Annotated in this window: 17 protein-coding genes; 11 read left to right on the top strand and 6 right to left on the bottom strand. The window is 59.7% G+C overall.

Features of this window, described 5'->3' with window-relative positions; genetic code table 11:
- Nucleotides 1-416: 416 nt before the first annotated feature.
- From HMPREF2562_RS06470 to HMPREF2562_RS06460, 3 genes are all read right to left on the bottom strand, one after another.
- On the bottom strand, nt 417-3,032 hold the full coding sequence (locus tag HMPREF2562_RS06470; RefSeq protein WP_016421963.1) for a glycoside hydrolase family 65 protein: 2,616 nt from the start codon (nt 3,030-3,032) through the stop codon (nt 417-419).
- A 15-nt stretch (nt 3,033-3,047) separates the two neighbouring features.
- Nucleotides 3,048-3,821, bottom strand: coding sequence for an HAD family hydrolase (locus HMPREF2562_RS06465; protein WP_172620228.1), 774 nt, complete (start codon nt 3,819-3,821; stop codon nt 3,048-3,050).
- A gap of 258 nt (nt 3,822-4,079) precedes the next feature.
- Complete coding sequence (locus tag HMPREF2562_RS06460; protein WP_070549780.1) at nt 4,080-6,290, bottom strand: malate synthase G; 2,211 nt, start codon at nt 6,288-6,290, stop codon at nt 4,080-4,082.
- Nucleotides 6,291-7,306: 1,016 nt separating this feature from the next.
- On the opposite strand from HMPREF2562_RS06460, the gene aceA reads away from it, so the two are divergent.
- Both aceA and ramB read left to right on the top strand, forming a co-directional pair.
- Nucleotides 7,307-8,599 carry an isocitrate lyase gene (gene aceA, locus HMPREF2562_RS06455; RefSeq protein ID WP_070549779.1) on the top strand — a complete coding sequence of 431 codons (1,293 nt, stop codon included), beginning with the start codon at nt 7,307-7,309 and terminating at the stop codon, nt 8,597-8,599.
- Nucleotides 8,600-8,813: 214 nt separating this feature from the next.
- Nucleotides 8,814-10,238: an acetate metabolism transcriptional regulator RamB gene (ramB, locus tag HMPREF2562_RS06450; protein ID WP_038629316.1), complete on the top strand. Its 1,425-nt coding sequence runs from the start codon at nt 8,814-8,816 to the stop codon at nt 10,236-10,238.
- A 242-nt stretch (nt 10,239-10,480) separates the two neighbouring features.
- Here the strand turns inward: ramB and lpdA are convergent, their stop codons facing one another.
- The gene (gene lpdA / locus HMPREF2562_RS06445) at nt 10,481-11,896 is read right to left on the bottom strand and encodes a dihydrolipoyl dehydrogenase (RefSeq protein ID WP_049189521.1); all 1,416 of its coding nucleotides are present in this window, start codon (nt 11,894-11,896) and stop codon (nt 10,481-10,483) included.
- 82 nt (nt 11,897-11,978) lie between these two features.
- On the opposite strand from lpdA, the gene HMPREF2562_RS06440 reads away from it, so the two are divergent.
- The 7 genes from HMPREF2562_RS06440 to HMPREF2562_RS06410 all read left to right on the top strand — a co-directional run bounded on the left by HMPREF2562_RS06440 (nt 11,979) and on the right by HMPREF2562_RS06410 (nt 20,057).
- The gene (locus HMPREF2562_RS06440; protein ID WP_083295714.1) at nt 11,979-14,129 is read left to right on the top strand and encodes a prolyl oligopeptidase family serine peptidase; all 2,151 of its coding nucleotides are present in this window, start codon (nt 11,979-11,981) and stop codon (nt 14,127-14,129) included.
- A 10-nt stretch (nt 14,130-14,139) separates the two neighbouring features.
- Nucleotides 14,140-15,600 carry a M1 family metallopeptidase gene (locus tag HMPREF2562_RS06435; RefSeq protein WP_016421956.1) on the top strand — a complete coding sequence of 487 codons (1,461 nt, stop codon included), beginning with the start codon at nt 14,140-14,142 and terminating at the stop codon, nt 15,598-15,600.
- A gap of 18 nt (nt 15,601-15,618) precedes the next feature.
- Nucleotides 15,619-16,974, top strand: a complete 1,356-nt coding sequence (locus tag HMPREF2562_RS06430; RefSeq protein ID WP_070549778.1) for a lipopolysaccharide biosynthesis protein — start codon at nt 15,619-15,621, stop codon at nt 16,972-16,974.
- An 81-nt stretch (nt 16,975-17,055) separates the two neighbouring features.
- A complete protein-coding gene (locus tag HMPREF2562_RS06425; protein WP_070549777.1) occupies nt 17,056-17,877 on the top strand; it encodes a glycosyltransferase in 822 nt (273 codons plus the stop codon).
- Nucleotides 17,878-17,900: 23 nt separating this feature from the next.
- Nucleotides 17,901-18,593, top strand: coding sequence for a glycosyltransferase family 2 protein (locus HMPREF2562_RS06420; protein ID WP_048732520.1), 693 nt, complete (start codon nt 17,901-17,903; stop codon nt 18,591-18,593).
- Nucleotides 18,590-19,012 (top strand): DUF2304 domain-containing protein, encoded by a 423-nt coding sequence (locus HMPREF2562_RS06415; protein ID WP_049172389.1) that lies wholly within the window; start codon nt 18,590-18,592, stop codon nt 19,010-19,012. The genes HMPREF2562_RS06420 and HMPREF2562_RS06415 overlap by 4 nt, the downstream gene beginning before the upstream one ends.
- A 49-nt stretch (nt 19,013-19,061) precedes the next feature.
- A complete protein-coding gene (locus HMPREF2562_RS06410) occupies nt 19,062-20,057 on the top strand; it encodes a DsbA family protein (RefSeq protein WP_049172390.1) in 996 nt (331 codons plus the stop codon).
- Nucleotides 20,058-20,118: 61 nt separating this feature from the next.
- Here HMPREF2562_RS06410 and HMPREF2562_RS06405 read toward each other — a convergent pair whose 3' ends face one another.
- Complete coding sequence (locus HMPREF2562_RS06405; protein WP_038629306.1) at nt 20,119-21,084, bottom strand: GDP-mannose 4,6-dehydratase; 966 nt, start codon at nt 21,082-21,084, stop codon at nt 20,119-20,121.
- A 129-nt stretch (nt 21,085-21,213) separates the two neighbouring features.
- On the bottom strand, nt 21,214-22,503 hold the full coding sequence (locus HMPREF2562_RS06400; protein WP_048732299.1) for an MFS transporter: 1,290 nt from the start codon (nt 22,501-22,503) through the stop codon (nt 21,214-21,216).
- A gap of 753 nt (nt 22,504-23,256) precedes the next feature.
- On the opposite strand from HMPREF2562_RS06400, the gene HMPREF2562_RS06395 reads away from it, so the two are divergent.
- Both HMPREF2562_RS06395 and HMPREF2562_RS06390 read left to right on the top strand, forming a co-directional pair.
- Nucleotides 23,257-24,600 (top strand): MFS transporter, encoded by a 1,344-nt coding sequence (locus tag HMPREF2562_RS06395; protein ID WP_016421948.1) that lies wholly within the window; start codon nt 23,257-23,259, stop codon nt 24,598-24,600.
- A gap of 215 nt (nt 24,601-24,815) precedes the next feature.
- Nucleotides 24,816-26,867, top strand: coding sequence for an acyl-CoA dehydrogenase family protein (locus HMPREF2562_RS06390; protein ID WP_016421947.1), 2,052 nt, complete (start codon nt 24,816-24,818; stop codon nt 26,865-26,867).
- The last annotated feature ends 53 nt before the right edge of the window (nt 26,868-26,920 follow it).

Here is a 26,920-nt window from a genome sequence, read left to right as displayed (position 1 = left end):
GGCACCTCCAGTGTCATATTCACTCTAAAGTCACACAGCGCCTGGTAAACATTTTTCCCCCTTTTGGGTGGGGATTTTCACAGGTTACCTAGGTCTTTTCTCCGCCTTTTCTCAGGTTATCGCATTTTAGCCACTTCTGACGTCGTCGCTGCATAAACCCTCTCCCCCACCATAAAAACGCCCCTACCCCGACTTTTGCCGATTTTTCCCCCGCCCAAACTAGCTAATAACGCAACATAAATAGCACGAAAATAAAAAACCGCCCACTTTTCTCAGGTGGACGGATTTAATACTCAATAATTATGTTGCGAAATTCTTTATTTTTACCCCTGCCGAATTCCCCAAAGGCCCAAACAGCCACCCCCAACAGGCAATCCCCCCCCCTATTGGCACCGTGTACGGCCGAAGCCGTCCGACTAATCCTCGCTCTGATCCGAGTTCGCCATCACCACGGTCAACGGCTCCGGACCAATGATCACCTCATGTCCTGCGACCATAATCGGCCCAACCTGGTGGTCTCCCTCCTCCAGGACGACTTCCACCGTGCGGCCGCGCACCGTCACTCGGATACGACAACCACGAATAGTGACTCGGTACGTCAGACCACTCCAGTCCTCCGGCAGACGCGGGTCAATACTGTAGCGGCCGTCATGATCGCGGAAACCACCGAAACCATAGACCAGGGACTGCCACACACCACCGGCAGATGCGACGTGGACACCATCGGCAGCGTTGCCATGCAAGTTCGCCAGGTCCACATAGAGTCCGCGTAGGAAGAAGTCCATTGCCTGCTCCTGCAAGCCCAACTCGGCCGCAACAATGGACTGCACAACGGCGGACAGCGAGGAATCACCGGTGGTGAGCGGATCGTAATACATGTAGTCTGCGCGCTTTTGTTCCGTCGTAAAGCGATTGCCCATGAGGAACAGTGCGAGGACGACGTCCGCCTGCTTAATGACCTGGTGACGGTAAATCGTCAGCGGGTGGTAATGCAGCAGCAGCGGGCGCAGCGGGCCAACTTCGGGATCGTCGAGATTCCAGCGCTTACGCAGCAGGAACTGGTCATCCTGAGGGTGAATGCCGAGCTTCTCATCGAACGGGATGTACATCGCCTCAGCGGCCTGCTCCCACTCTTCAACCTCGCGCTCAGTGAGGTCGAAGCGGTTGGTCAGTTCGCGATAGGCAGCAGGGCGATCACGCTTCATCTGCTTGACGACGTCCGCAGCAACCCGCAGGTTATACTGCGCCATCACGTTGGTGTACAGGTTGTTGTTCACCACCGTGTTGTACTCATCTGGACCGGTGACGCTGTGAATTTGGAACTCTCGCTGCTCGGCATCAAAGAATCCCAACGACATCCAAAACCTGGCCGTGCCGAGCAACAGATCCGTGCCCTCCTTGAGCAGGAACTCCTCATCGCCGGAGGCATAGACGTACTTCATCATCGCGTACACGATGTCCGCATCGATGTGGTACTGCGCCGTGCCGGCCTCAAAGTAGGCCGAGGACTCCTGACCATTGATAGTGCGCCACGGGAAGAGGGCACCGTCGTGCGCCAGTTCGTCGGCACGCGCCCACGCGGCTTCGAGCATGTCCCAGCGGAAACGCATGGCATTGCGCGAGAATTGCGGCGACGTATAGGTAAGGAATGGGGTCACGTAGATTTCCGTGTCCCAGAAGTAGTGGCCGCCGTAGCCGGTGCCGGTCATTCCCTTGGCCGGGACGCCTTGGAATTCGGCGCGGGCGGCGGCCTGGATAATCTGCCAAATGTTCCAGCGCACTGCCTGCTGAATCTCCGGCTGATTGTAAATGACCACGTCAGAGCGCTCCCAGAAGCGTTCGAGCCACTCCTCCTGGTTCTCCATCAGCCCCAGCATGCCGATGCGGCCGACGCGGTTCAGGGTGCGCTCACAGCGGAATGCCAGCTCTTCGGCACGCACCTTACGGGAGGAGTGGTACGCGACCAGCTTCTCCAGGCGTATGACAGTGCCGACCGGCGCATCCAGGTTGAACAGGGAGCTGGCCACATCCGGCTCGGTCGACTGCGAAATCTCTACGAACGGCTCCGTGCCGTCGGGAGTGCGGACAGTAAAGGTGTGGTCCATGGAGGTAGCCACGGTCATACCGGAGTTCGCGCAGCGGTAGCCCAGCGTCGAGCGCTGCCCGTGCGCCGATTCCGACTGAAATGCCGGAATGAGAACGCGGTCTTCCAGCGCCTCGGCGCGACGGGGATCCAGTTCGGTGCCCTGCGCCTTAGCGGCATCGTGGTATTCGTCCTCGCCGTCCTGGCGGTTGAGGATCTGCGAGTTAATCATCACCGCAGCATCCGCATCCAGCAGCTCGACTTCCAGACTCATCGCGGCGACATGCTTTTCCTGGAAAGACACCATGCGCTCAGAGGTGACGCGAACGCGCTTGCCACCCGGGGTGCGCCAAATGAACCGACGACGCAGCACGCCCTCGCGGAAATCCAGGCTACGTTCGTAGTCGCTGACCTCAGCATTGCCGAGACGCAGGGGCTCATCGTCAATGTAGAGACGCATTGCCTTAGCGTCCGGAGCATTGACAATCGTCTGCCCCTGGCGGGCTAGGCCGTAGGCGTCCTCGGCGTGCCTAATCGGCCAGGTCTCATGCAGACCGTTGATATAAGTGCCGTGCTCACTGGAGTCACGGCCCTCCGGCGGGTTGCCACGCATGCCGATGTACCCGTTCGACAGCGCAAACAGCGTCTCGCCCAAACCGAGCGGGAGGCCGTTCGGCTTCGTCTCAATCAGACGCCACTCATCGACCGGAGTGATGTCTCGGTCCATGAGTCCCTCGGCATTTACAAGGTGGTGGTGCTTATCCGCACGATCCGCCGGGAAGTTACGACGCTGCTTACGACGAACTGGGGACACCGTCTCCTCCTGTTTTTCAGCCTCTGCGGTCTCCGCGTCGTGACCCTGCCCCTGCGGAATCACACGCTCAGTCTCGTCGACTGCTGCCGTGGTCGAATCGTTGGCCATGATGCCTTCCGGTTTTGTCTCAGCCATTTGTCACGAGCCAGCCTAGACGAGTGCCGCCAAGTCACTGACCACAACGTCGGCGCCCGCTCGGCGCAGCGCTTCCGCACCAGCACCGCGGTCAACACCAATGACCAGACCAAATGCGCCGGCTGCACCCGCTTGCACACCACTGATGGCATCCTCGACCACCACAGCATCGCGCGGCGCCACCCCCAGATTCTTCGCCGCGTACACGAAAGTATCGGCGGCTGGCTTACCCGGCAGGTTGTTCTCATGCGCCACCACGCCGTCAACAATCTCCACGAACCGCTCACGCAGCCCAGCGGCCGTCAGCACCGGCACCGCGTTCTTCGACGAGCTAACCACCGCCAACTGCGGTTTTTCGCTTGCCGACGAGTCCCTCGCGCCCTGTAACTCGTCGAGCAGCGCAACCGACCCCGGGTAGGCCTCAATTCCCCTCTCGACTCGCGCCAAGAAGTCATCATTTTTGCGCTTCCCGAGCCCGACAATCGTCTCGTCTTTCGCTGTGTCCTCATCGCTACCGTGTGGCAGCGAAATGCCGCGAGATTCCAGGATTGCTGCGATGCCCTCATCGCGGCGGCGGCCATCGAGGTAGGTGAAGTAGTCCTCCTCTGTGTAGGCCGAGACACCCTTGTGCTCGAAGTAGTCGCTAAACATGTCCGCCCACGCCTGCTCGTGAACATCGGCAGTAGGGGTAATTACCCCGTCGAGGTCAAAGAGGATTGCGCCCGCGCTATGGAGGAATTCTTTGGCCTTGGCGAGGTTGGTAGCACTGTCGGTCGTGGAATTAGTCATGGGGGGTCGCAGCTCCTTGGACGTTGCAGACTGCATATTCTCAATTAACTTCCCAATCAACGCTAGCAACGTTGCCCCTACCCCGCTTGCGAACCCGGGTATCTCGAATCCGAGAATCATGGTGCGCTTCCCCCAAAAACAAAACTGCCGGCGCGCATGCGGAATTGGCATCAGAGGTTAGCCAATACCACCTACACACCGGCAGTTTGGATATCTATTTTGTTATTGCAGGCTCGGCAGCCGCAGCCCGACCAAGAATTAGTCCTGGTCGATGCCCTCGCGCTTCTTGAACTCCAGGCGACGGCGGTGCAGGATCGGCTCGGTGTAACCGGACGGCTGGTTCACACCATCGAGGATGAGCTCCTTGGCAGCCTGGAAACCAATGGACTTGTCGAAGTCCGGGGCCATCGGCAGGTATGCCTCATCGCCCTCGTTCTGGCGGTCAACGACCTCGGCCATGCGCTCCAGCGAATCGATGATCTGCTCCTCGGTGACAACACCGTGCAGCAGCCAGTTAGCCAGAGTCTGGGAGGAAATACGCAGGGTAGCGCGGTCCTCCATCAGGTCAACATCGTTGATGTCCGGCACCTTGGAGCAGCCAACACCCTGCTCAACCCAGCGGATAACGTAGCCCAGGATGGACTGGCAGTTGTTGTCCAGCTCGTTAGCCTTGTCCTCATCGGACCAGTCAGCGCCCGGCTCGCCAGCCTTAGCTGCCGCTACCGGGATGGTGAGCAGGTCACCCATGGAGTCGCGGCGACCGTCGGTAAGCAGCTTGTCCTGAACGCCGAAGACGTCAACCTCGTGGTAGTGGGTAGCGTGCAGCACACCACCGGTCGGGGACGGAACCCATGCGGTGGAAGCACCCTGCTTCGGCTGACCGATCTTCTGCTCCAGCAGCTCAGCCATCTGCTCGGTCATGGCCCACATGCCCTTGCCAATCTGAGCCTTGCCCTGCAGGCCGTGTGCCAGACCGGAGTCGACGTTGTTGTCCTCGTAAGCCAGCATCCACGGAGCGGTCTTCTGAACAGCCTTGCGGAACATCGGACCAGCCTGGATGGAGGTGTGGATCTCATCACCAGTGCGGTCCATGAAGCCGGTGTTAATGAAGACGACACGCTCGGAAACAGCCTTGATGGCGGCGTCCAGGTTGACGGAGGTACGACGCTCCTCGTCCATCAGGCCGACCTTCAGGGTGTTGTGCGGAAGACCCAGCAGCTTCTCAACGTCTGCGAACAGCTCGTTGGTGAATGCAGCCTCATCCGGGCCGTGCTGCTTCGGCTTCACGATGTAGATCGAACCGGTACGGGAGTTCTTACGTGCGTTGTCCTGGTCCAGGCCCGGGATTGCACACACAGCGGTGACGACGGCATCCATGATGCCCTCGAAAATCTCCTCGCCGTCGCGGTCGAGGATGGCCGGGTTCTGCATCAGGTGGCCGACGTTACGGACCAGGTTCAGGGAACGACCGTGCAGGGTGACCTCGGAACCGTCAAGCGCGGTGTAGGTGCGGTCGTCATTGATGGTACGGGACAGCTTCTTGCCGCCACGGGTGAACTCGACTGCGAGGTCACCGACGTTCAGACCCAGCCAGTTGGTGTAACCCAGGGTCTTGTCTGCAGCGTCAACTGCGGCGACAGAGTCCTCGAGATCCATGATGTTGGTGACAGCGGCTTCCAGGATGATGTCCTTGACGCCAGCCTTGTCGGTCTTGCCAACCGGGGACTCCGGGTCAATCAGCAGCTGGATGTGCAGACCGTTGTGCTTGAAGTAAATGGACTCCGGCGCGTCCTTGTCACCGGTGTAGCCGACCAGGGTCTCCGGCTCGCGCAGACCGGAGGTAGCGCCGTCTTCCAGGGTTGCCTGCAGGTGACCGTCGACGATGTCGTAAGAGGTGACGTCCGCGTGGGAACCGTCGACCAGCGGCAGAGCCTTGTCCAGGAAGTTACGACCCCATGCGATAACGCGGTCACCGCGGACCTTGTTGTAGCCCGGGGTGTCCTTCTCCGCACCGCCATCTTCAGGAATAGCGTTGGTGCCGTACAGCGCGTCGTAAAGCGAGCCCCAGCGTGCGTTCGCAGCGTTGATGGCGAAACGGGCGTTGAGAACCGGCACAACCAGCTGCGGGCCAGCCGTGGAAGTGATCTCGGTGTCGACGTTAGCGGTAGTGACCTGGAAGTCACCCGGGTTGTCAACGAGGTAGCCAATTTCCTTCAGGAATGCGACGTACTCATCCTGATTCTGCTCGCCCGGGTGTTCCTTGTACCAAGCGTCGAGCTTTTCCTGCAGCTCATCGCGCTTGGCCAGCAGCTCGCGGTTGCGCGGAGTGTACTTAGCGACAATGTCACCGAAGCCGTTCCAGAACGCGTCCTTGTCCTCAATGCCGGCGGCGGGGAGTGCGGTGTCATTAACGAAGTCGTAAAGAACCTTCGCGACCTGCATTCCACCTGCCGAAATACGCTGTGCCATTGCTCTCCTCAAAACTATTGATTGCAATTTGCCCATCCAGCCACGGCCACGTCAGCGGCTCACACTGGATGCGTTGTTCCCCTACTGTATGTGATTCGGCGCACTTATGAACCGTCTTTTTCCATAACCGCCAACCGCCAGCCCGGTATAGCGCCGCTCACATTTGCCATTTCATTCGCTTTACGACGAGCACCCTGCGAACAGACCCCACCCCTCCCCAATGACCATTCGGGCATTCAGTCCTGACGCCACAACCAGCCCTCCCCCACCCGCATTGACTACAGCATCCCCGGCACTCTTTCCTCCAGCCACAGAACACCACACACAATGGGAAAGTGTCGCGCCTCACAGACATTTACTATTGCGACCTGCATATCAACGGCCAGCGACCAATCACGTCGCTACAGCCTCCGCCTTCAAACCAGACCATAAAAGCGAGATGACAACCGAGACCCTGGCCACTACCCAGGGATGCTCCGGCGGGGTACTGACGGTGTAACGGCAGTGTATTTAGAAGCCCGTTTCCACCTTTACGGCCGTAATTTCGGGGGTAGCGAAACACCCCCTAAACCCCAAACACTGTTAACGGCCAGCTTTGATAAATACCAAAATATAAATCACCCCAAAGCGGGGGGAACATTATTCGCGAGTCCGCCATAGGGAAATAACAGTACAAATGTACCGGCCGGTCACAGGCGAAAATTGTTAAAGCCAAGCTACACATCACAATGTTTGCAATCTTCACAAGTGTTATCCGTATTACATACTTGAATTCACATCGGAAGCTGCTTGACGAACGTAGCGCTATGCCCCAAAATGTGAGACATGGCACGCGGAAGCGGACATTGTTTTTGTTCGCGTGTTTGTGTGCAGGGGTACAGCACTTTGCTAGCGCCCCCTGCATTCACGTGACACCGCGGTCACTATCGGGTCAGCCTGTAGATCGGTTCTGTCGGAATTGTTCTTAAGTCAGCACCCGGAGTTCAAAAAGCAAGCAAAAGGAAGTGACTCCGTTTATGTCTAACGTTGGTAAGGCACGTACCGCCGCCGAAATCCAGAAGGATTGGGACGAGAACCCGCGCTGGGAAGGTATCACCCGCGACTACACCGCTGAGCAGGTCGCTGAGCTCCAGGGCACCGTCGTCGAGGAGAACACCCTCGCTCGCCGTGGCGCTGAGATCCTGTGGGAAGGCGTCAACGTTAAGGACGACTCCTACATCAACGCTCTGGGTGCACTGACCGGTAACATGGCCGTTCAGCAGGCTCGCGCTGGCCTGAAGGCTGTCTACCTCTCCGGTTGGCAGGTTGCTGGTGACGCTAACCTCTCCGGCCACACCTACCCGGACCAGTCCCTGTACCCGGCTAACTCCGTGCCGAACGTCGTTCGCCGCATCAACAACGCTCTGCTCCGCGCAGACGAGATCGCTCGCATCGAGGGCGACGACTCCGTCGACAACTGGCTGCTGCCGATCGTCGCTGACGGTGAGGCTGGCTTCGGTGGCGCTCTGAACGTCTACGAGCTGCAGAAGGCCATGATCAACGCTGGTGCCGCTGGTACCCACTGGGAGGACCAGCTTGCTTCTGAGAAGAAGTGTGGCCACCTGGGCGGCAAGGTCCTGATTCCGACCCAGCAGCACATCCGTACCCTGACCTCTGCTCGCCTGGCTGCTGACGTCTCCAACACCCCGACCGTCATCATCGCCCGCACCGACGCTGAGGCCGCTACCCTCATCACCTCCGACGTTGATGAGCGCGACCAGAAGTTCATCACCGGTGACCGCACCTCCGAGGGCTTCTACCACGTCCAGAACGGCCTGGAGCCGTGCATCGCGCGCGCAAAGTCCTACGCTCCGTACGCTGACATGATCTGGATGGAAACCGGTACTCCGGACCTCGAGCTGGCTAAGAAGTTCGCTGAGGGCGTCAAGTCTGAGTACCCGGACCAGCTCCTGGCTTACAACTGCTCCCCGTCCTTCAACTGGTCCGCTCACCTCGAGAAGGACGAGATCGCCAAGTTCCAGAACGAGCTGGGCAAGATGGGCTTCAAGTTCCAGTTCATCACCCTGGCTGGCTTCCACGCCCTGAACTACGGCATGTTCGACCTGGCTTACGGCTACGCTCGCGAGCAGATGTCCGCATTCGTCGACCTGCAGAACCGCGAGTTCGAGGCTGCCGAGAAGCGCGGCTTCACCGCTGTCAAGCACCAGCGCGAGGTTGGCGCTGGTTACTTCGACCGCATCGCCACCACCGTCGACCCGAACTCCTCCACCACCGCCCTGAAGGGCTCCACCGAGGAGGGTCAGTTCTAAGTCACTCGGCTTAGGGCTTAGGTCTAAGACCTAGCTTCAACACCCAGCGAGGGCTGCACCTGCAGCCACCGCTGGGTGTTTTTGTGTGTTCATCGACGTGTCGACTCCGGGCCGTCGTGAAGCGTGCCTGAGAACCTCAGCACCTACACACGTAAGCAAAGGTTGCAACGGTTTTCTACACAAGTTCAGCAAAGCCCGCGATATGCTGGGCAGTATGTCGAAAACCTATGTCGGATCCCGCCTCCGCCAGCTACGCCGCGAGCGCGACCTCAGCCAGGCTGCGCTCGCACAGGCGTTGGGCCTCTCGGCTAGTTACGTCAACCAGATTGAGCACGACGTCCGCCCGCTGACTGTGCCCGTGCTGCTCCGCATCACGGACACATTCGGCGTTGACGCGACTTTCTTCTCCCGAGATGACGACTCCCGCCTCCTCGCTGAGGTCCAGGACGTGGTAATGGACAAGGAGATCGCTAAGTCTCCCATGGATCTGCAGGAGATCTCGGAAATGGTTCGCGACCACCCTGATATCGCCCGCATCATGGTGGACATTCACCGCCGCTACCGCAACGTCACGGACAAACTCTCTCTGGCCACCGAGGAGCGCAACTTCGGCAACAGCACCGACACCGCCTCCGGTTCACAGGCGCTGACCATGCCTCATGAGGAGGTCCGCGACTACTTCTACGCCCGCCAGAACTACATCGCTTCGGTCGACACCGCCGCTGAGGAGCTGGCCCGCGAGCTGCGCATCACCGACGAGACCACCGATGTGGTCTCTGTGCTGGCCGACAGGCTGTCCAACGACCATGGGATTCGGATTGCGCTGGAATCGTCGTTAGGCGATGTGCAGCACAGCCTTGATCGGCGGACGAAGACGCTCTACCTCGCGCGGCACCTCTCGCCGGGACAGCGGGCCTTCCGCATGGCCACGGAGCTGGGGTTTTTGGAGCAGGGCGAGACCATTTCCGAGGCCGTCGCGTCCGGGCATTTCATGTCGGAGGAGTCGCGGAAGCTGGCGCAGCGCGGAGTCGCGACGTATTACGCGGCGGCGCTGATTCTGCCGTATGAGTCGTTCCATGCGATGGCTGAGTCGAAGCGCTACGACATCGAGCTGTTGTCGCGCACTTACGGTGTCGGCTACGAGACCATCTGCCACCGATTGTCCACGATGCAACGCCCCAGCTTGCGCGGCATCCCGTGGACATTCGTGCGCGTCGACCGCGCGGGCAACATGTCCAAACGTCAATCCGCCACGGGCTTCCACTTCACGCATTCGGGCGGTACCTGCCCGCTGTGGAACGTCTACGAGACTTTCTCCTACCCCGGCAAAGTCATGCGGCAGGTCGCGCTCATGCCGGATGGTCGGCCGTACATGTGGATCTCGCGGACCGTGGAGCATCACGCGGCACGTTTCGGTAAGCCAGGTAAGGTTTTTGCCATCGGTTTGGGCTGCGAGGCCCGTCACGCTGAGCGCACCGTGTACGCCGATGGTCTCGATCTCGCGGACCTCGACGCCGCCACTCCAATCGGTGCCGGCTGCAGGGTCTGCTCCCGCGAGGCATGTCCGCAGCGCGCGTTCCCGCCGATCCATCGCGATATCGACATCAACATGCACCGCTCCACCGTCTCGCCGTACTAGTTCGCTTTACGACGGGCGCGGAGCCGGCCTGTTTGCGGGGGCTTGGTTCGCGCAGGATGCTCCCCCCCCCAAAAAAAAGGAAGACCCAAAAAGAAAGTGCTTAAGTTTATGACACTTTCGCACCGATTTTCACGGTCAAACTGTCATAAACTTAAGCACTAACTCGTATTTGCCTGAACCGGGACCAGCCCAGTGAGAGCCAGGACCAGCGAAAACTGGCCCCAGGGCAGAGCCACAACCTCTTACAGGTTGATCATCTTGCCCATAACGCCCTCAGCTGCTTCCTTCATAGCCTCGGACATGGTCGGGTGAATGTGGACGGCGCGGCCGATTTCCTCAGTGGTCAGCTCGTACTTCTCAGCCAGAACCAGCTGCGGCATGAGCTCGGAAACGTTGGCACCCACCATATGGCCACCCAGCAGCTCGCCGTATTCGGCATCTGCAATGAGCTTCACGAAACCAGCCGGCTCCGCCAGCCCCTGGGCCTTACCGTTTGCAGAGAACGGGAAGGTGGAGACCTTAATCTCGCGACCGTTCTCCTCTGCCCACTTCTTGGCCTGTGCCTCGGTCTTACCGAAGGAACCAACCTGTGGGTTACAGAAGGTTGCGCGCGGCATCATGTTGTAGTCCGGGATAGTCTCGGTCTCGTGACCCGCCATGTGCTCGGCTGCAATAACGCCCTGTGCCTCAGCGACATGTGCCAGCTGCAGCTTCATGGTGACGTCACCGATGGCGTAGATGTTGTCGACGTTGGTGCGCATGTACTCGTCGATGACAATCTCGCCGCGCTCGCCCAACTCAACACCAGCCTTGTCCAGGCCGATGCCCTCGGTGCGCGGTGCGAAGCCGATGGAGACCATAACGCGGTCGACGGTCAGAGTCTGCTCGTCGCCGCCATCCTTGGCCTCGACCTTGACCTCAACCGAGTCACCATTGTCCACGATGGAGGTGGTCTTGTGTCCGGTCATGAGCTTGACGCCCAGCTTCTTGTATTCCTTGGCAATAACCTTGGAGACGTCTGCGTCCTCGTTCGGTAGAACGTTGTCCATGAACTCGACGATGGTGACATCCACGCCGTAGTTAGCCAAGACGTATGCGAACTCCATACCGATGGCGCCAGCGCCGACAATAACCATGGAGTCCGGCAGCTCGTCGGAGAGAATCTGCTCTTCGTAGGAAACGATGTTGCCGCCGACCTCAACGCCCGGCAGGGAACGGACGACAGAACCGGTCGCAATAATCGCCTTGTCGAAGGTAATTTCCTTGCCCTTGTCATCGCCATCAGTGATGGCCATGGAGGTCGGGCCAGTGAATTCACCGAAACCGTTGATTTCGGTGATCTTGTTCTTCTTCATCAGGAAATGAACACCCTTGACGATGCCCGCGGACACCTTGCGCGAACGCGCGTGTGCGGCACCGAAGTCAAAGGAGACATCGCCGGAGATACCGAAGGTCTTAGCCTCATGGTTGAAAATGTGCGCCACCTCGGCGTTCTTCAACAGAGACTTGGATGGAATACAGCCAACGTTGAGGCAGACACCGCCCCAGTATTGCTTCTCCACCACGGCAGTCTTCAGGCCCAGCTGGGATGCACGGATTGCTGCGACGTATCCGCCAGGACCGCCGCCGAGTACTACAAGATCAAAATGTTCAGCCACGTGCACAAGTCTACGCACGACTTGTCTTTACTTCACGCGCGAGTCCCGGTTTTACCTACTGCGGTCGGCTACGGTGGTGGGCATGGGCACCGACACGGACACCGACTTGGGCAACAATCTCTCCTTCCTCTCCACTGATCTTGTCCCCGATTGGCTGGACGATATCGACGGCTCCCAGGCGCTGGCGTGGGCCCGCGCGCAGTCGGAGGCCACCGTCGCAGGTGTCGATTCGCTTGCCGACGACACCAGCGACCGCACCAACCTGGAACAACGCATCCTGGCTGCGCTCAACACCGATGCCCGGATCGCATACCCGGTGCGGCGCGGCGAGTACCTCTATAACTTCTGGCGGGATGCCGAGCATCCGCGGGGCCTGTGGCGGCGCACCTCGTTGCAGAGCTATCTGGCTGGCCAGGACGATCCGCAGGCGACCGAGTGGGAAACTCTCATCGACCTCGATGCGCTGGCGAAAGCCGAGGGAGAAAACTGGGTCTGGAAGGGCACGGTGTGCCGTTATCCGGAGTATGACCGCGCGTTGATTCTGCTCTCTCGCGGCGGCGCCGATGCCACTGTGGTGCGGGAGTTTGACCTCGTCAACTGCACTTTTGTGGAGGATGAGCCGTTCTACCTCACGGAGGCGAAGTCCGATGTCTGTTGGTTGGGCCGTGACGAGATTCTCGTTGGCAGTGACTTTGGTCCGGGGTCACTGACGGATTCGGGCTACCCGCGGCAGGTGCGGAGGTGGCGGCGCGGCATGCCGTCGTCAAGCGCGGATGTGATTTTCTCAGGCCACAGTGATGATGTGGCCGTGGGCGGCTGGTTCGACGCGACGGAGGGTTTCGAGCGGCTGTTTGTCGAGCGTGCGCATGATTTTTATAATTCGCAGCGGTTCGTGGCAGCGGAGCGTCCGGGCAAGTTGGCGGCGCAGCAGAATGGGGACTTTTCCCTGCAGATCCTGGAGGTGCCGCAGGACTGTCGCACGAGTGTCCATCGGCAGTGGTTGGTGTTGATGCCCCGCACGGAGTTCAATGGCATTCCGGCTGGTGGCGTGGCCGTTGTGGAGCTCGATAAGTGGCTGGCGGGCTCGCGTGAGGTGGAGGTGATTTTCACCCCTGATGCGCACACCTCGTTCCAGCAGCTGGCGTGGACGAAGAACTTCCTGGTGTTGACGCTGTTGGAGGATGTGGCGACGAAGTTGGTCGTGTTGCGGGAGGGCTCGTGGGAGCCGGTGGAGGCTTTCGGCGAGTTACCGGCACAGGCCACTGTGAGCGTGATTGATACGGCCTCTGAACGCGACGATGAAATCTGGTTGGTGTCGACCTCGGCAACGCAGCCGGCAACTCTCTGGTACGGGCAAGTCGGCAACCCGCTCACGGAAGTGCGGCGTGCTCCGGCGCTCTTCGACAGTGAGGTGATGGAGACGCGGCAGCACTGGGCGACCTCGGCCGATGGCACGCGGATTCCGTATCGCATCACCGGCCGCTTCGACGCAGGCGCTAGTGCAGAGACAACCACAGCCACACCCACTCCGAACCCAGCCCCTACCCTCGTGCACGCCTACGGCGGTTTCGAGGTCTCGCTGGTCCCACAGTACTCGGCGATTCGTGGACTGACCTGGCTCGATCGGGGCGGCTACTTCGTGGAGGCCAACCTGCGTGGCGGTGGCGAATTTGGCCCGACCTGGCACTCCTCGGTGGTCAAGACTGAGCGGATGAGGGTCTATGAGGATCATCAGGCCGTACTGCGCGATTTGGTTGCACGTGGCTACTGCACGCGCGAACAGCTGGGCGTGCGCGGTGGTTCCAACGGCGGGCTGCTGACCGCAGTCTGCCTCACCTCCTACCCGGAGTTAGTGGGAGCGGTGGTGTCCCAGGTGCCACTGGCGGACATGATGCGCTACCACAAGCTGTCCGCAGGAGCCTCCTGGATGGCCGAATATGGAAACCCGGACGACCCCACCGAGCGGGCTGCGATTGCGCAGTATTCGCCGGTCCAGCGCGTCGTCAAGCGAGAGCAGCGCGCCTACCCACCAGCGTTGATTACGACGTCTACCAGGGATGACCGTGTCCACCCGGCACATGCGAGGAGCCTGGCGTGGCTGCTGGAGGAAGCGGGACAGCCGGTGGATTATCACGAAAATACCGAAGGAGGCCACGCCGGTGCGGCGGATAATTCGCAGGTCGCGTTCGTCGAGGCACTCATATCTACGTGGCTGTGGAACAAGCTCAAGTAAGGTAACAGCCGTGAGTAGCGCTGATTTCACTAATCCTTATACCGGTATTGCGTTCAACCTGGGTTTCCGGGTGAACAAATACGAGCTGGACCTCGATTATCGGGTCGGGCCGAATCGTCTGAAGGCGACGGCGACTCTGCATATCGAAATCAATGCTTGGACCTCACACATCACGCTCGACTTTGCGGATGCGCTGGGGGTCGATTCGGTGGATGCGATTTCCGATTCGCAGGCACACTCAATCGATGTAAAGCGCTGGCGCCATTCGGGACGCAAGCTGCGCGTCACCTTTGACCGCGAGTTGGCTCCCGACGAGACGCTGCGGCTGATTGTGACTTACTCGGGCACGCCACGTCCGGTGCGCTCGAAGTGGGGCGAAATTGGCTGGGAGGAACTCGAAAACGGTGCACTCGTGGCATCGCAGCCGGTGGGCGCGGCGTCGTGGTACCCCTGCGATGACGATCCCGAGGTCAAGGCATTTTACGAGTTCACGATGGTCACCGACGCTCCCTACGAGGTCGTCGCACCAGGGCTTGCCGACGCTCCGGTGAACGTGGGCGGATCGCGCCGCCGCTGGCGGTTTGTCACCGAGGAGCCCATGGCCTCCTACTTGGCCACCATCAATGTCGGCCAGTTTAAGAAGGTCGAGCTGCCGTGCCAGACCTCGACCGTAGTGGCCTGGGTGCCCTCTGAGTTGGTGGCAAATGCCCGCCACGACTTCCGCGACCAGGGACGCATGCTCGATGAATTCGCCAAGCTCTTTGGCCCTTACCCCTTCCGTGCCTACCAGGTGGTCATTTGTGAAGACGACCTGGAGATCCCCATCGAGGCACAGGGTCTGTCCATCTTCGGAGCCAACCACGCCGACGGCAAGGACACGTGGAATCGACTGATTGCCCACGAGTTGTCGCACCAGTGGTTCGGCAACAGTGTCGGCATTTCGCAGTGGCGCGATATCTGGCTCAACGAGGGTTTTGCCTGCTATTCCGAGTGGGTGTGGTCCGAGGTCAGCGGCGGTGCCAGCGCGGATGTGCACGCCCGCAAGCACTACCTGGACCTGCTTGAAGATGATCAGGACATCGTCATCGCCAACCCAGGGCCCAAGCTGATGTTCGACGACCGTCTGTACAAGCGCGGCGCGCTGACTGTGCACGCTCTGCGTCTGCTGCTGGGCGACGAGGTGTTCTTCGACCTGGTGCACAAGTGGACCACCACCAACCGCCACAGTGTGGTCGATGCAGTGGACTTCCGCGCACTGGCCAACCGTGTATGCCGCGAGCGTGGCATCACCACCTCGCACCTGGATGTCATCTTTGACTCCTGGCTGTCACGCAGCTCCTTGCCGGACTTCCCCACTGATCCGACGCGCTCCCCTGCTGACCAGGGCATCGACGATAATGGTGCTCCAATCGTGGATGAGGAACTGGCCGCTCAGTTTGAAAAGCTCGGCTACTCGAAGGCCAAGGACTAGAGAGCTAGAGGCACGTCAATGTCCGGTTTCAAATGGTTGTCGCTGGCCACGATTGTCGCGGCGATAGGCAGCTTCGCGGTGCTGATTATCTCGGCCCGCGCACTTCCCAATGCGGTAAACCTGCAGTTCGTGGCGTTCTGGGGGCTTTTCTTCGCGCTCACGGGTGTTCTCGGCGGGCTGATGCAGGAGACCACGCGCGCAATCGGTGCTGCGGAATCGCGGGAGCGGGATCGAGAGCAGGGGCAGAGCCAGGAGCAGGAAGCCTCGGAAGCGGGTCAAACTCTCGGTGCTCGTCCCATCACAGTGTCCCTGGGCGTCGCCGCAGTTACTTTCGTCACCATGGCAGTGACGGGTCCGCTGTGGGCCCCACTGGTCGTGCAGGATGGCGCCGGCACTGCAATTCTGCTCATGGCTTTTGGTCTGGCGCTGTACTCTATGCAGGCAACCACCTCGGGTCTGCTCAGCGGCCGCCAACTGTGGGGCCCCTACGCCGCGCTAATCATGATTGACATTCTCGTGCGCGTGGCTCTGGCACTCATCGCCTGGTACTTCGGCTGGGGCCTGCTGGCCTGGCTGATTATCACGGTGTTCGGCACTGTCAGTTGGCTTATTCTCGCGCTGTTTTCCCCGGCAACCCGCTCGGTCATGTTCGCGCGTGCCGACGTCCCGGTGCGCCGCTTCATCACTCTCATGGTCACGGCCATGGGCGCATCCGGCGCATCTGCTGTGCTGGTCACAGGTTTTCCGACAATCGTCAAGATTGCCGGCGAAGCGGTCACCACTGGCGCAGGGATAGCCGAGTCGCTTACCCCGCCGCATGCCAACAACTTCACCGCAGCGGTGACCATTGCGGGTATCGCCTACGCCGTAACGCTGACCCGCGCTCCACTGCTCATGCCCTTAGAGAAGTTCCAAAACGCCATCATTGTGAGCTTTGTCCGGCATCGCTCCGAAGGCGTGCTGGCAGCGCTGGCCAAGCCGTTGGGGGCGCTGGCTGCTTTCGGCACCTTCGGGGCGGGCCTGGCATGGCTCATCGGCCCGTGGATTATGACTCTCATCCTGGACGATAGCTATCACGTGTCCGGGCCGGTGCTCGCAGCGCTGACGCTCGGTGCGACGTTGACCGCCATGTTGATGATTACCGGCTCGGTCACCTTGGCAGTGGAAAAGCACCACATGTATCTGATCGGTTGGTTGGCTGCGACCACGATCGCCGTTGCCATTCTTTTCCTCCCTGGGCACCTGTCGGTACGCACGGTCGCGGCTATCGCCGTAGGCTCTGCAGTAGGTGTTGTCATTCACCTGCTTGCGCTGCGCAAACTTTCCCCACGTGCTGCCAGGTCAGCCGTATCGGAGGCTTTTGCGGTGGAATAACACCCCCCACATCCAATGCCGTCCCCCCCCCCCAAAAAAACCGTCCACATCCCCCTGCAACTCCCAAGGTTCGAGACTCACATGTCCACCATCACTAACCTCACGGTTCTCATGACCGTCTACCACCGCGTCGTCCCCGACCAGCTCGATGCTGCGCTGCAGTCGCTGTGGAACCAGACGCGTCCGGCCGCGCACGTCATTGTGGTCATCGATGGCCCGATCGAGCAGGAACTCGACCGGGTCGTCGTCAAGCATGAGCAGGCGCATTCGGAGATGACCGTGCTGCGGTGTGCGGAAAATGGCGGCTCGGGAGTGGCTTCGCAGGCGGGTCTTCAGTTGGTGGAAACGCCATGGGTGGCGCGGCTGGATGCGGACGATATTGCGCGTGCGGACCGCTTTGAAAAGCAGTGGGACGTGCTGACCGCTAATCCGGAGTTGGATGTGCTGGGCAGTGCAATGGCGGAGTTCGAGGGCACGCCGGACAATGTGGTGCGTGTGCGGACCCTGCCGCAGACGCACGCCGAGATTGCGCGTTATATCAAGATCAATTCGCCTGTAAATAACCCCTCCTCGATGCTGCGCACGGCGAAGGTGCGTGAGGTCGGCGGGTATCGCGACATCCGTCTGATGGAGGACTATGACCTCTGGGTGCGTCTCATGGCCGCTGGCGCGAAGTTTAAGAATCTGCCCGAGCCGCTGGTGTACTTCCGCGCCGACGGCATGTTCGAGCGACGAACCTCGCGCGGCATCATCCGCGGTGAACGCCAGCTCCAGCGCACGCTGGTAGCTGAGGGACTGATTTCCCGGCCACGGGCGGTGTTTAACTTGGCGGTGCGGACACTTTTCCGACTTTTGCCAACTCAGCTCATGTCACGCGCATATCGACGATTGTTTGTGCGGTAGGCTTCGGAGCGATGACTGACAACATGGATTTCTCGGACACCTGGCTGATTGTGCCGTGCTACAACGAGGGCCAGGTTATTCGTGAGGTTCTCGAGCACGCTCGCGAGACCTTCCCCAACATTGTCGCGGTCAACGACGGCTCTTCGGATAACTCCAGCCTGGAGATCCACAGGGCCGGCGCTCACCTGGTCAACCACCCTGTCAATTTGGGTCAAGGTGCCGCTATCCAGACCGGCGTGGAATACGCTCGCGCGCAGGCTGGATCGAAGTACTTTGTCACCTTCGACGCCGATGGCCAGCACCAGGTCAAGGACGTCGTCGCTATGGTGCAGCGACTGCGCACCGAACCAATCGACATCATTGTGGGAACCCGTTTCGGCCGCCCTCGCGCCGAGGATGACCAGGTGCCGCTGATTAAGCGAATTGTCCTCAAGACGGTGGTCATGTTGTCACCACGCACGCGCCGGCTCGGGCTTACCGACGCCCACAACGGCCTACGCGCCTTCAACCGCACGGTGGCAGAGCAACTGAACCTGCGCATGAACGGCATGAGCCATGCCTCCGAATTTGTCGAGGTCATGGACAACAGAGGCTGGCGTACCGCTGAGCAGCCGGTGGATATCCTCTACACGGAATACTCCATGTCCAAAGGGCAATCCTTGTTCAACGGTGTCAATATCCTTGCCGACTCCCTGATTTCGAAGAGGCTGCCATGACCGCATCCATCGTTCAAATTATTTTGCTGCTGGCGATGGTGGGCCTGGTCGCTTACTTCGTCGCTAACCGTCGTAAAGCGCGCGCCAAGGCGGGCGTGAAACTGGGATTCGTCGTTTTCGTCATCGCGTGTCTGTGGGCAATCGTGCGTCCCGACGATCTGACCGTGGTGGCCAACTGGATTGGTGTGACCCGGGGCACCGATTTGCTGCTCTACGTACTGGTGTTGGCGTTCGTGTTTACCACGGTGTCGTCCTACATCCGCTTCCGCGAACAGGAGCTGCGCTACGCACGACTGGCTCGTGCAGTGGCCTTGAAGACCGCTGTGCGTCCGGAAGAAGAAATTGTGATTTCGGGCAGCCAGAACAGCAGCCAAAAAGACAGCGCGACGAACGCCGAGAACAACGCTCCGTCCGACTAATCGGCACGCTAAGCGCATGTGAATCTGAGGCTGTGGTTCCATAGAAGCCATGAGCGAAGAAAATAAGGACAACATCGCCGCTGACAACAGCAGCGATTCGCAGCAGCCCTCGGCAGACGCAGCGCCGCAGGGGACACAGCAGGAACCCCAGCAGGCTTCTCAGCCGGTACCCACTGAACAGGACTTGGAGTCCTGGTCTGCCGACAGTGATGGAAAAACCAAGTCGTGGTACTCGATTCCGAACGCCGCATGGGCGCTAGCTGTCGTCGCATTGATCGTTGTCGGCGCAGCGGGCTTCTTCGCTGGCTCGCGTTCGGCTAGCTTCAACGGCGTGAGCACCGTCAACATGGCGGGCGTTGCACCAGGCAAGGGGGAAATTGCGCCTGTACCTGGCCCGAATGGCTCTTTCGACGCCAGCATCTACGGCCCAAAGGCGGGAGCGCAGCTGAAGTCCCCGGAGGATATGGACAATGTCCACCGCCGCAATGAAAATGATCCTTTTGCTCTCGGTGCAGTGGATGCGCCGGTCGTAATCTCAATCTACTCGGACTTCGAATGCCCGTTCTGCGCGAAGTTCGCAAACGAAACCGAGTCTGCCCTCGTGGAAAAGTACGTCAATGAGGGACTGGTCCGCCTGGAGTGGAACGATATGGCCATCAATGGTGAGAAGGCCATCAAGGACGCTGAGGCCGGCCGTGCCGCGGCAGCTCAGGGCAAGTTCTGGGAGTTCTCCCGTGCGCTGTTTAAGAAGGCCGGCGAAAAGGGCCAGGGCCACCCGGAGTTCACTGAAAAGGAACTGATTGCCGTCGCTCGTGAGGCCGGTGTGCCGGACATGAAGCGCTTTGAAAAGGAGCTTAAGGACGGCAAGTGGACCGAGGCGGTCGAGAATGCCACCCAGTTCGGTTCCATGCTGGGCATTTCCGGTACTCCGGGCTTCCTCGTTGGTACTCAGTTCGTCTCGGGCGCACAGCCTCTCGACGTGTTCGAGGACAATATCGAGCTGGCTCTCATCCACGCCAAGCGCGCGGAGGAAGCTGGCAAGTAACCTGGCTGACTCACGGCTAACCTACGCGGACGACTGCGCGAAGCCGCCCGCGTAAGCTGCGCTAGCCCTGATTCCGGAAGTACTCCACAGTACGAGCAACACCTTCCTGAATACTCATAGCTGGCTCCCAGCCGAGTACCTCACGCGCCCGCGTGGGATCCAACGCCGACCGCGCCACATCACCAGTGCGCGGCGGTGCAAACTCTGGATTATCCTCGGCATCCGCAGCCTGCGCCACCAACGAGTGCAGCTGCCGATCCGAGGTTTCTACGCCGGTGCCAATATTAAAGCGCATTCCACCACCGACCTCGCCGGATGCGCGGTAGAAAGCATCCACCACATCGTCGACATAGACATAGTCGCGGGTATTTCCTCCGTCACCGAATACCTTGGTTGGCTCTCCCGCCAGCAGTCGCTGGGCGAAAATAGCAACCACACCGGCCTCGCCGTGCGGATCCTGCCGCGGGCCGTACACATTCGCCGGCGCGATGTGCGAGCATTCGAGCCCGTAAAGATTGCGGAACATATTCAAGTACAGTTCGCCCGTTGCCTTTGAGGCGGCATAGGGGCTCATCGGATTGACCGGCACGTTTTCCGTCACCGGAAGCTCCTCCGGCGTGCCGTAGATGGAACCGCCCGAAGATGTAAACACAACCTTGCGGACACCGTGCTTTCGGGCCGCATCGGCAAGTTTGATTGTGCCAATGATGTTCAGCGTCGCATCTCGCACCGGGTCGGCCACGGAAATCCGAACATCAATCTGCGCTGCGAGGTGGAAAATAACCTCCGGGCCGCTTTGCTCGAGCAGCTCGTCCCAGTCCACCTCCAGCACATCGGCGGTTATGAACTCAAAGTCGTCGTTAAGCGATGCCTGCTGGAGGTTTTCCAGCTTTCCGTGGGAGAGATCGTCCAGCGCCGTGACTGCGTACCCTTCAGCCAGCAGCCGGTCAACCAGCGTCGAACCGATAAATCCCGCACCACCCGTCACCAGCGCACGCGGTTTCGCGCTTGCCGACGATTCTGTCATCGCGGTGGCCGGTGATTCGTTCTTGTGCTTCTCCATAGGAAGAACTATAGGCGCTTAGTAAGGAAAGCCGCTTATACGTGTGCCAACCTCACATTGACGGGGTTGATTAGTCTTCCGAGGAATGCGAGATTACTCAGCGCGCTGTGGCAGGTTGACGGTGGAATTGAAGAAAATAACCAAGCCCATCAGGATGGCGATGACCATACCGCCACCGAGCATGACCGGGTAGGTCATCCAGGAGATGGACTCGGAGAGCTTGGTCAGAATTGCTGGGAATGCGAAGCCGATGTAAGTCAGGCAGTAGAAGATACCGGTCAGCCCGGCCATGTCGCGCGGGCCGGCGATGCGCTGTACTTCGTTGAGGCCGGTAAACATGGCCAGGCCGTAGCCGGTGCCCAGCACCAGCGCTGCAATGAACGCCGTCACTGCGGTGGGGTTGGTGGACATCCATGCGGCCATTCCCATGCCGATAACCACAATGCCCATTGCGATCAGCGAGCCGCGGGCGTTGTGCTCGGTTACAAAGCGTGGACCAATCTGCTGAATGCCAAAACCACAGAGCAGCGCAAACAGTGTGACCATCGCGGAGTAGAACACTGGCTGGGAGACGTGGTCCTGAAGCAGAGAAGGAATGATTGCATAGGCAACACCGGCTGCACCGAAGACCCACGGCGCTCCCATCGCGGCGACGAGCAGGAAGCGACGGTTAGTTACCGAAGGGGTGTGTAGAGATTCCCAGACGCTTTCGTGCGGAGCATTGCTGCCGCCCAGGTGCGGCGACTGGCGGGTCTCCGGCACAGCCACAAGACCGAAGATCGTTGGGATGGAAATCAGGATGTGGATGATATAAGCCAACTGCCCCGGCAGCGGTGCGAACTGCGCCAACGTGCCGGCAATACCCGCACCCAGGCCAAAGCCCAAGGTCAACGCCATGGACTGACGCTTCGCGCCCGAGGTGGAAGTGGCCTTGGGGTCAAAGCGTGGATCGGAAAGCTCCTTTACCCACGAGCCGCCCACGGCCATGACAATGCCGACTGCCAGGCCCGAGATAAAGCGACCGGTGAGAATGAGCGGAGCGATGGTCTCGCCCAGCGCGATGAGAGTCGAGCCCAGAATCGAGAGCACCGGCGCGGCGAGCATCACCGGCTTACGGCCGATACGGTCCGAGATTGGGCCAGAAATCAGCAGTGCCGGCGCGATGCCGAGAGCGTAGACCAGCAATAGAAGGTCAATGAACACCGGCGCCAGGTCAGCGTTTTCGCGGTACATCACCATCAGCGGTGTGAATTCATTGCCACCCCACGCGACGGCGAAAACTGCAATTGCGGCGAGCAGCCACAACGGCGTACCTTTATTGGATTTGGCCCTGCCGTGAGGTACCTCATTTTCATTGCCGTTAGTTCCTGCGTGAGAAGACATGTCGTTTACTTTACGACGGTCCCCAGCGCCTTACGCACAATGGTGCAGATTTTAAGCCACCGGAGCTAACCACAAGAGGTGTGTCGGGGTGGTTTCGGCGCTTGGCGCTACCACCGCCCCAAAATGCCCCTGAAACCTGGGGCCCACACCCCCGTCTCGGGGTGACTTGTTGCCAACCTTGTTTCCCTGCCCCATCCGGGGGCAGTGCCCTTTTCGACACTACATCGTTATTGTTCCGTTACTTCTTCTGTATCTTGAGCCACTTTTGCCACACCATTCACACAACTTCTGAATATATAATTACAAATTAGTTCAATGTGGGGGTAGTCGAACAGCCATAAAACGCAGATTTCCCCTATTTAAGACAATCTCGCACATAGACGGCCGCCAGGTCGCGCAAATCGATCCAGAAACAACCCGTCGTTAAGTAGTGCCCAACCCACCCCCTTTGCACACCCCCGAATCCGCCTTTTTCAGGCATGCGTATAAATAAATCGGTCACAAACAAAGGAAATCTACCGCCATTCACCGACCCCCATTACCCCCGTTGTTCACTTTTTGTCACCGCTCGCTGAAGTTCAAACGCTGGTCGCTACCGGTCTGGCTGTGTAAGAATTCGACACCGTCAAACAATCTGTCCATTCCCCAAACGCTGGCTGAGAAAAACCTGGGGCGATTTCTGCGCGACCGCTGAGATCACCAAGGTCCTCGATGGCCGTGCGGACGGGTATGTAAAGAAAGTCTTGTTTTTTTATGACTACTTCGATCATCGCGAATGATCCCAAGCAGCGCCGTCAGGTGCTCACGGGAACTCTCGTGGGTACGACCATCGAGTTTTATGACTTCCTGATTTACGCTCAGGCCGCAGCTATCGTGCTTGCTCCGCACTTCATCGAGCCTGCTGCACAGTCGAATCCACAGGTGGCCCAGGTCCTCGCTTGGGCAACCCTGGGTATTTCCTTCCTCTTCCGCCCGCTTGGCGCGATCGTCGCTGGCCATATCGGTGACCGTTACGGCCGCAAGATGATTCTGGTCTTCACCCTCATCGGCATGGGTGCGGCTACTTTCTGCATCGGCCTGCTACCGACCTATGAATCAATCGGCATCGCCGCACCTATCCTGCTGGTTCTCCTCCGTGTTTTCCAGGGTATTTCCGCTGGCGGTGAATGGGGCGGTGCAGCCCTGATGTCCGTGGAGTACGCACCGAAGGAAAAGCGCGGTCTCTACGGCGCATTCCCGCAGGCCGGTGTTCCGCTGGGTCTGACCCTCGCGACCGGCACCATGCTGATTGTTATGGCAATCGTCGGCGAGGAAGCCTACATGGACTGGGGCTGGCGTGTGCCGTTCCTGCTGTCCTTCATCTTGGTTCTGATCGGTTACATGATTCGCCGTTCCGTTGACGAGTCCCCGGTCTTCCAGGCTATGCAGACTGAGTCTGCCGAGCGTTCCGCTCCGCTGCCGGAGCTCTTCCGCAACCACTGGGGCAAGGTCATCCAGGGTGCTCTGATCTTCGCTGCTCAGCAGGCTACCGGTTACCTCGTGATCGCATTCTTCGGCGCTTACGCACAGAAGACACTGGGCTACCCCGCAACCGTCGCATGGACCGGTACTCTCGTCGCTGGTATTTGCTGGACCATCTTCATGTTCATCGCCGGTGCTTGGTCCGACCGCATCGGCCGCGCTAAGACCTTCATCATCGGCTACGTCGTGATTATGATTTGGGAGGCCGTCATGTGGAGCATCCTGGACCAGGGTCCGTTCCTGTACATCATGACCGTCGCAGTTCTCACCCTGCCACTGGCCCTGACCTTCGGCCCGCAGCCAGCCATGTACTCCGAGATGTTCCCGGCTGAGGTCCGCTACTCGGGCGCTTCCATCGCTTACGCCATCGGCGCCGTCCTCGGTGGCGCATTCGCTCCGATGATTGCCCAGATGATCATGGACGCCACCGGCAACCCGTTCTACATCTCCGTCTACCTGATGGCCATGGCTATCCCGGCACTGATTGCCCTGTTCCTGCTGCCGAAGGGTCTCGAAGACCGAGACCTGATCGAGCACCCGGAAACTAACCTCGACGAAGTTAAGTCGCGCGTCTAGTTCCCACAGCTAAGGGATCTGCCCCACCGAGGGTCTGATTACGCAAGCCGTCGTCAAGCATTGCACAACGCAGCATTTGCTTGACGACGGCTTTTGCGTTTCCACCTTCTTTTTCTCCCGATAACCCGCTTTCTCTTTCCTCGGTCCCGATTTCCTCATGAGTTTCTCAGTCGAAAGCGACTGACAAGCCCCAGATATCCCATTAACGTTGGGTTATGGCACAGAATTCTTCCAGCTCCACGCGAATCCCCCGCCGGCGCTCGACCGACGCTCCGAAGACACTCCCCTCCCGTCCGGAACCGGAAGTGGCACGCGCACTGCAAAAGGTCCTGGACGGCTATTTCCCCGAGGCGCGCGCTGATGTCCGCGCCCTTTTAGAAGACCCCACCCTGCGGCCCACCTCTGGGCTGACCGTGGAGGAGGCCAGGCAGCACACCACCGAGGCGTTGTCCAAGGTGCTTAAGACCGGCATGCCCTATGGTGCTTTCCGCACTGACCAGGGAGGCACAGGAGATACCGGCGGGACACTCTCCGGGATTGAAATGCTCGGCCACACCGACTTGTCGTTGATGGTGAAGTCCGGAGTGCAGTGGGGCCTTTTCGGCGGCGCTGTCAGCAATCTGGGGACTGAGCGTCACAGCGAGTTGGTGCGTGACCTCATTGAGCTGCGGGCTCTCGGCTGCTTTGCGATGACCGAACGCGGCCACGGCTCGGACGTGCAATCACTCGAAACCACGGCACATTACGACCCCGAGACGGAAGAATTCATCCTCAATTCGCCGACAGCTTCCTCTGAGAAATGGTTTTTGGGCAACGCCGCGCGCGATGGGCGCTGGGCTGCGGTTTTTTGCCAGCTCTACACACCAGGACAAGAAGAATCCCATGGTGTGCACTGCATTGTTGCCCGGATCCGCAATGATGACGGTTCGCCTGTCGACGGGGTTGCGATTGGCGACCACGGCACCAAAGGTGGCCTCTTGGGCGTGGACAACGGCACTCTCATGTTCGACCATTACCGCGTGCCGCGGGAGAACCTGCTTAACCGTTTCGCAGATGTCTCGGCCGCTGGCGAGTACAGCAGCGATATTGGCAGCCCCAATGCACGGTTTTTCACGATGCTCGGTGCCCTCGTGCGCGGCCGCGTGACAGTCGGTGCGGCCGCTGGTGCGGCAACCCGCACCGCACTGACCATCGGCACCAAGTACGCACACTTGCGGCGCCAATTTGCTCCCGACGATTCGCTGCCGGAAAAGAAACTCATTGAGCACCGCCAGCACCGAATCCGACTACTCCCCCGCATTGCGCGTTCGTACGGTCTGCAATTTGCCACCAACCTGCTGATCAAGCGGATTCACGACCTCGAAGCGGAAGGGCTGGACCGTGCGAATCTAACCCCGGAGCAGGCTCGCGATCTACGTGAAGCGGAGGCACATGCCGCCGCATTGAAGGTCGCCAACACCGCGCATGCCACCGATGCCATCCAGGAGATGCGTGAGGCCACCGGTGGAGCTGGCTACATGGCGGAGAACCTGTTGACCATTCTCAAAGAGGACTCTGACGTATTCACTACCTTTGAGGGCGACAACGTGGTGATGTTGCAGCTGGTCACCAAGGAACTTTTGGGTGGTTTTGCCCGGGAGGTACAGAGTTTTTCCAACCTGGAAATGGTGCGCTTCGGCCTCGACAATTTCAGTGGCATTTTGCGCCGTCGCACCGGTGCGGACGCCGTCGTTCAGAACCTCTTGGATGCGCTGACTGACGCTGATGAGTCCTCGCTCTTTGACCCCGCCAGCCAGATGCAATTGCTCATCGAGCGCGAGAATCGACTTCTCAAGTCCCTTGCTCGCAGGCTGCGCCCGGCGCGGAAACTGCCTGTGGAAAAGGCCGCGAAGCTGGTGGACAAGGTCCAGGACCACATGATTTCCTGCGCGTGGGCGCATATCGATCGCATGATTTTGGAAGCGTTCTTTGAAGCTGAATCCACACTCACAGATGAGCGCTCTCAAGAGGTGCTCGAGCAGGTTCGCGATGTGTTCTTCCTGTCGGTGGTCTGCGATAACGCCGGCTGGTTCTTGGAGCAGTCACTGCTCACCGGTACTCGCACCAAGGGCGCGCGGGCGGGCTTGGCCGATCTTGTTGATTCCCTTGGCCCCTGGTCTGAGGTGCTTGTCGACGCCTTCGGTGTCCCCAGCACCATGCTGGATATCCCCATGATGGAGCCTTACGACGCGATGACACCGAAAGCTAAGGCAAACCCGGCTAGTTAGCGTGTTGGCCGGTTGGCTGCTGTGGCGGTGACTGGTGTGAGGTAGCTACGGCC

It is taken from the genome of Corynebacterium sp. HMSC077G07 (assembly GCF_001809225.1).
GTDB lineage: Bacteria > Actinomycetota > Actinomycetes > Mycobacteriales > Mycobacteriaceae > Corynebacterium > Corynebacterium jeikeium_D.
Note: the sequence above shows the minus strand (reverse complement) of the source record. Positions and strands in the feature narration are given on the sequence as shown.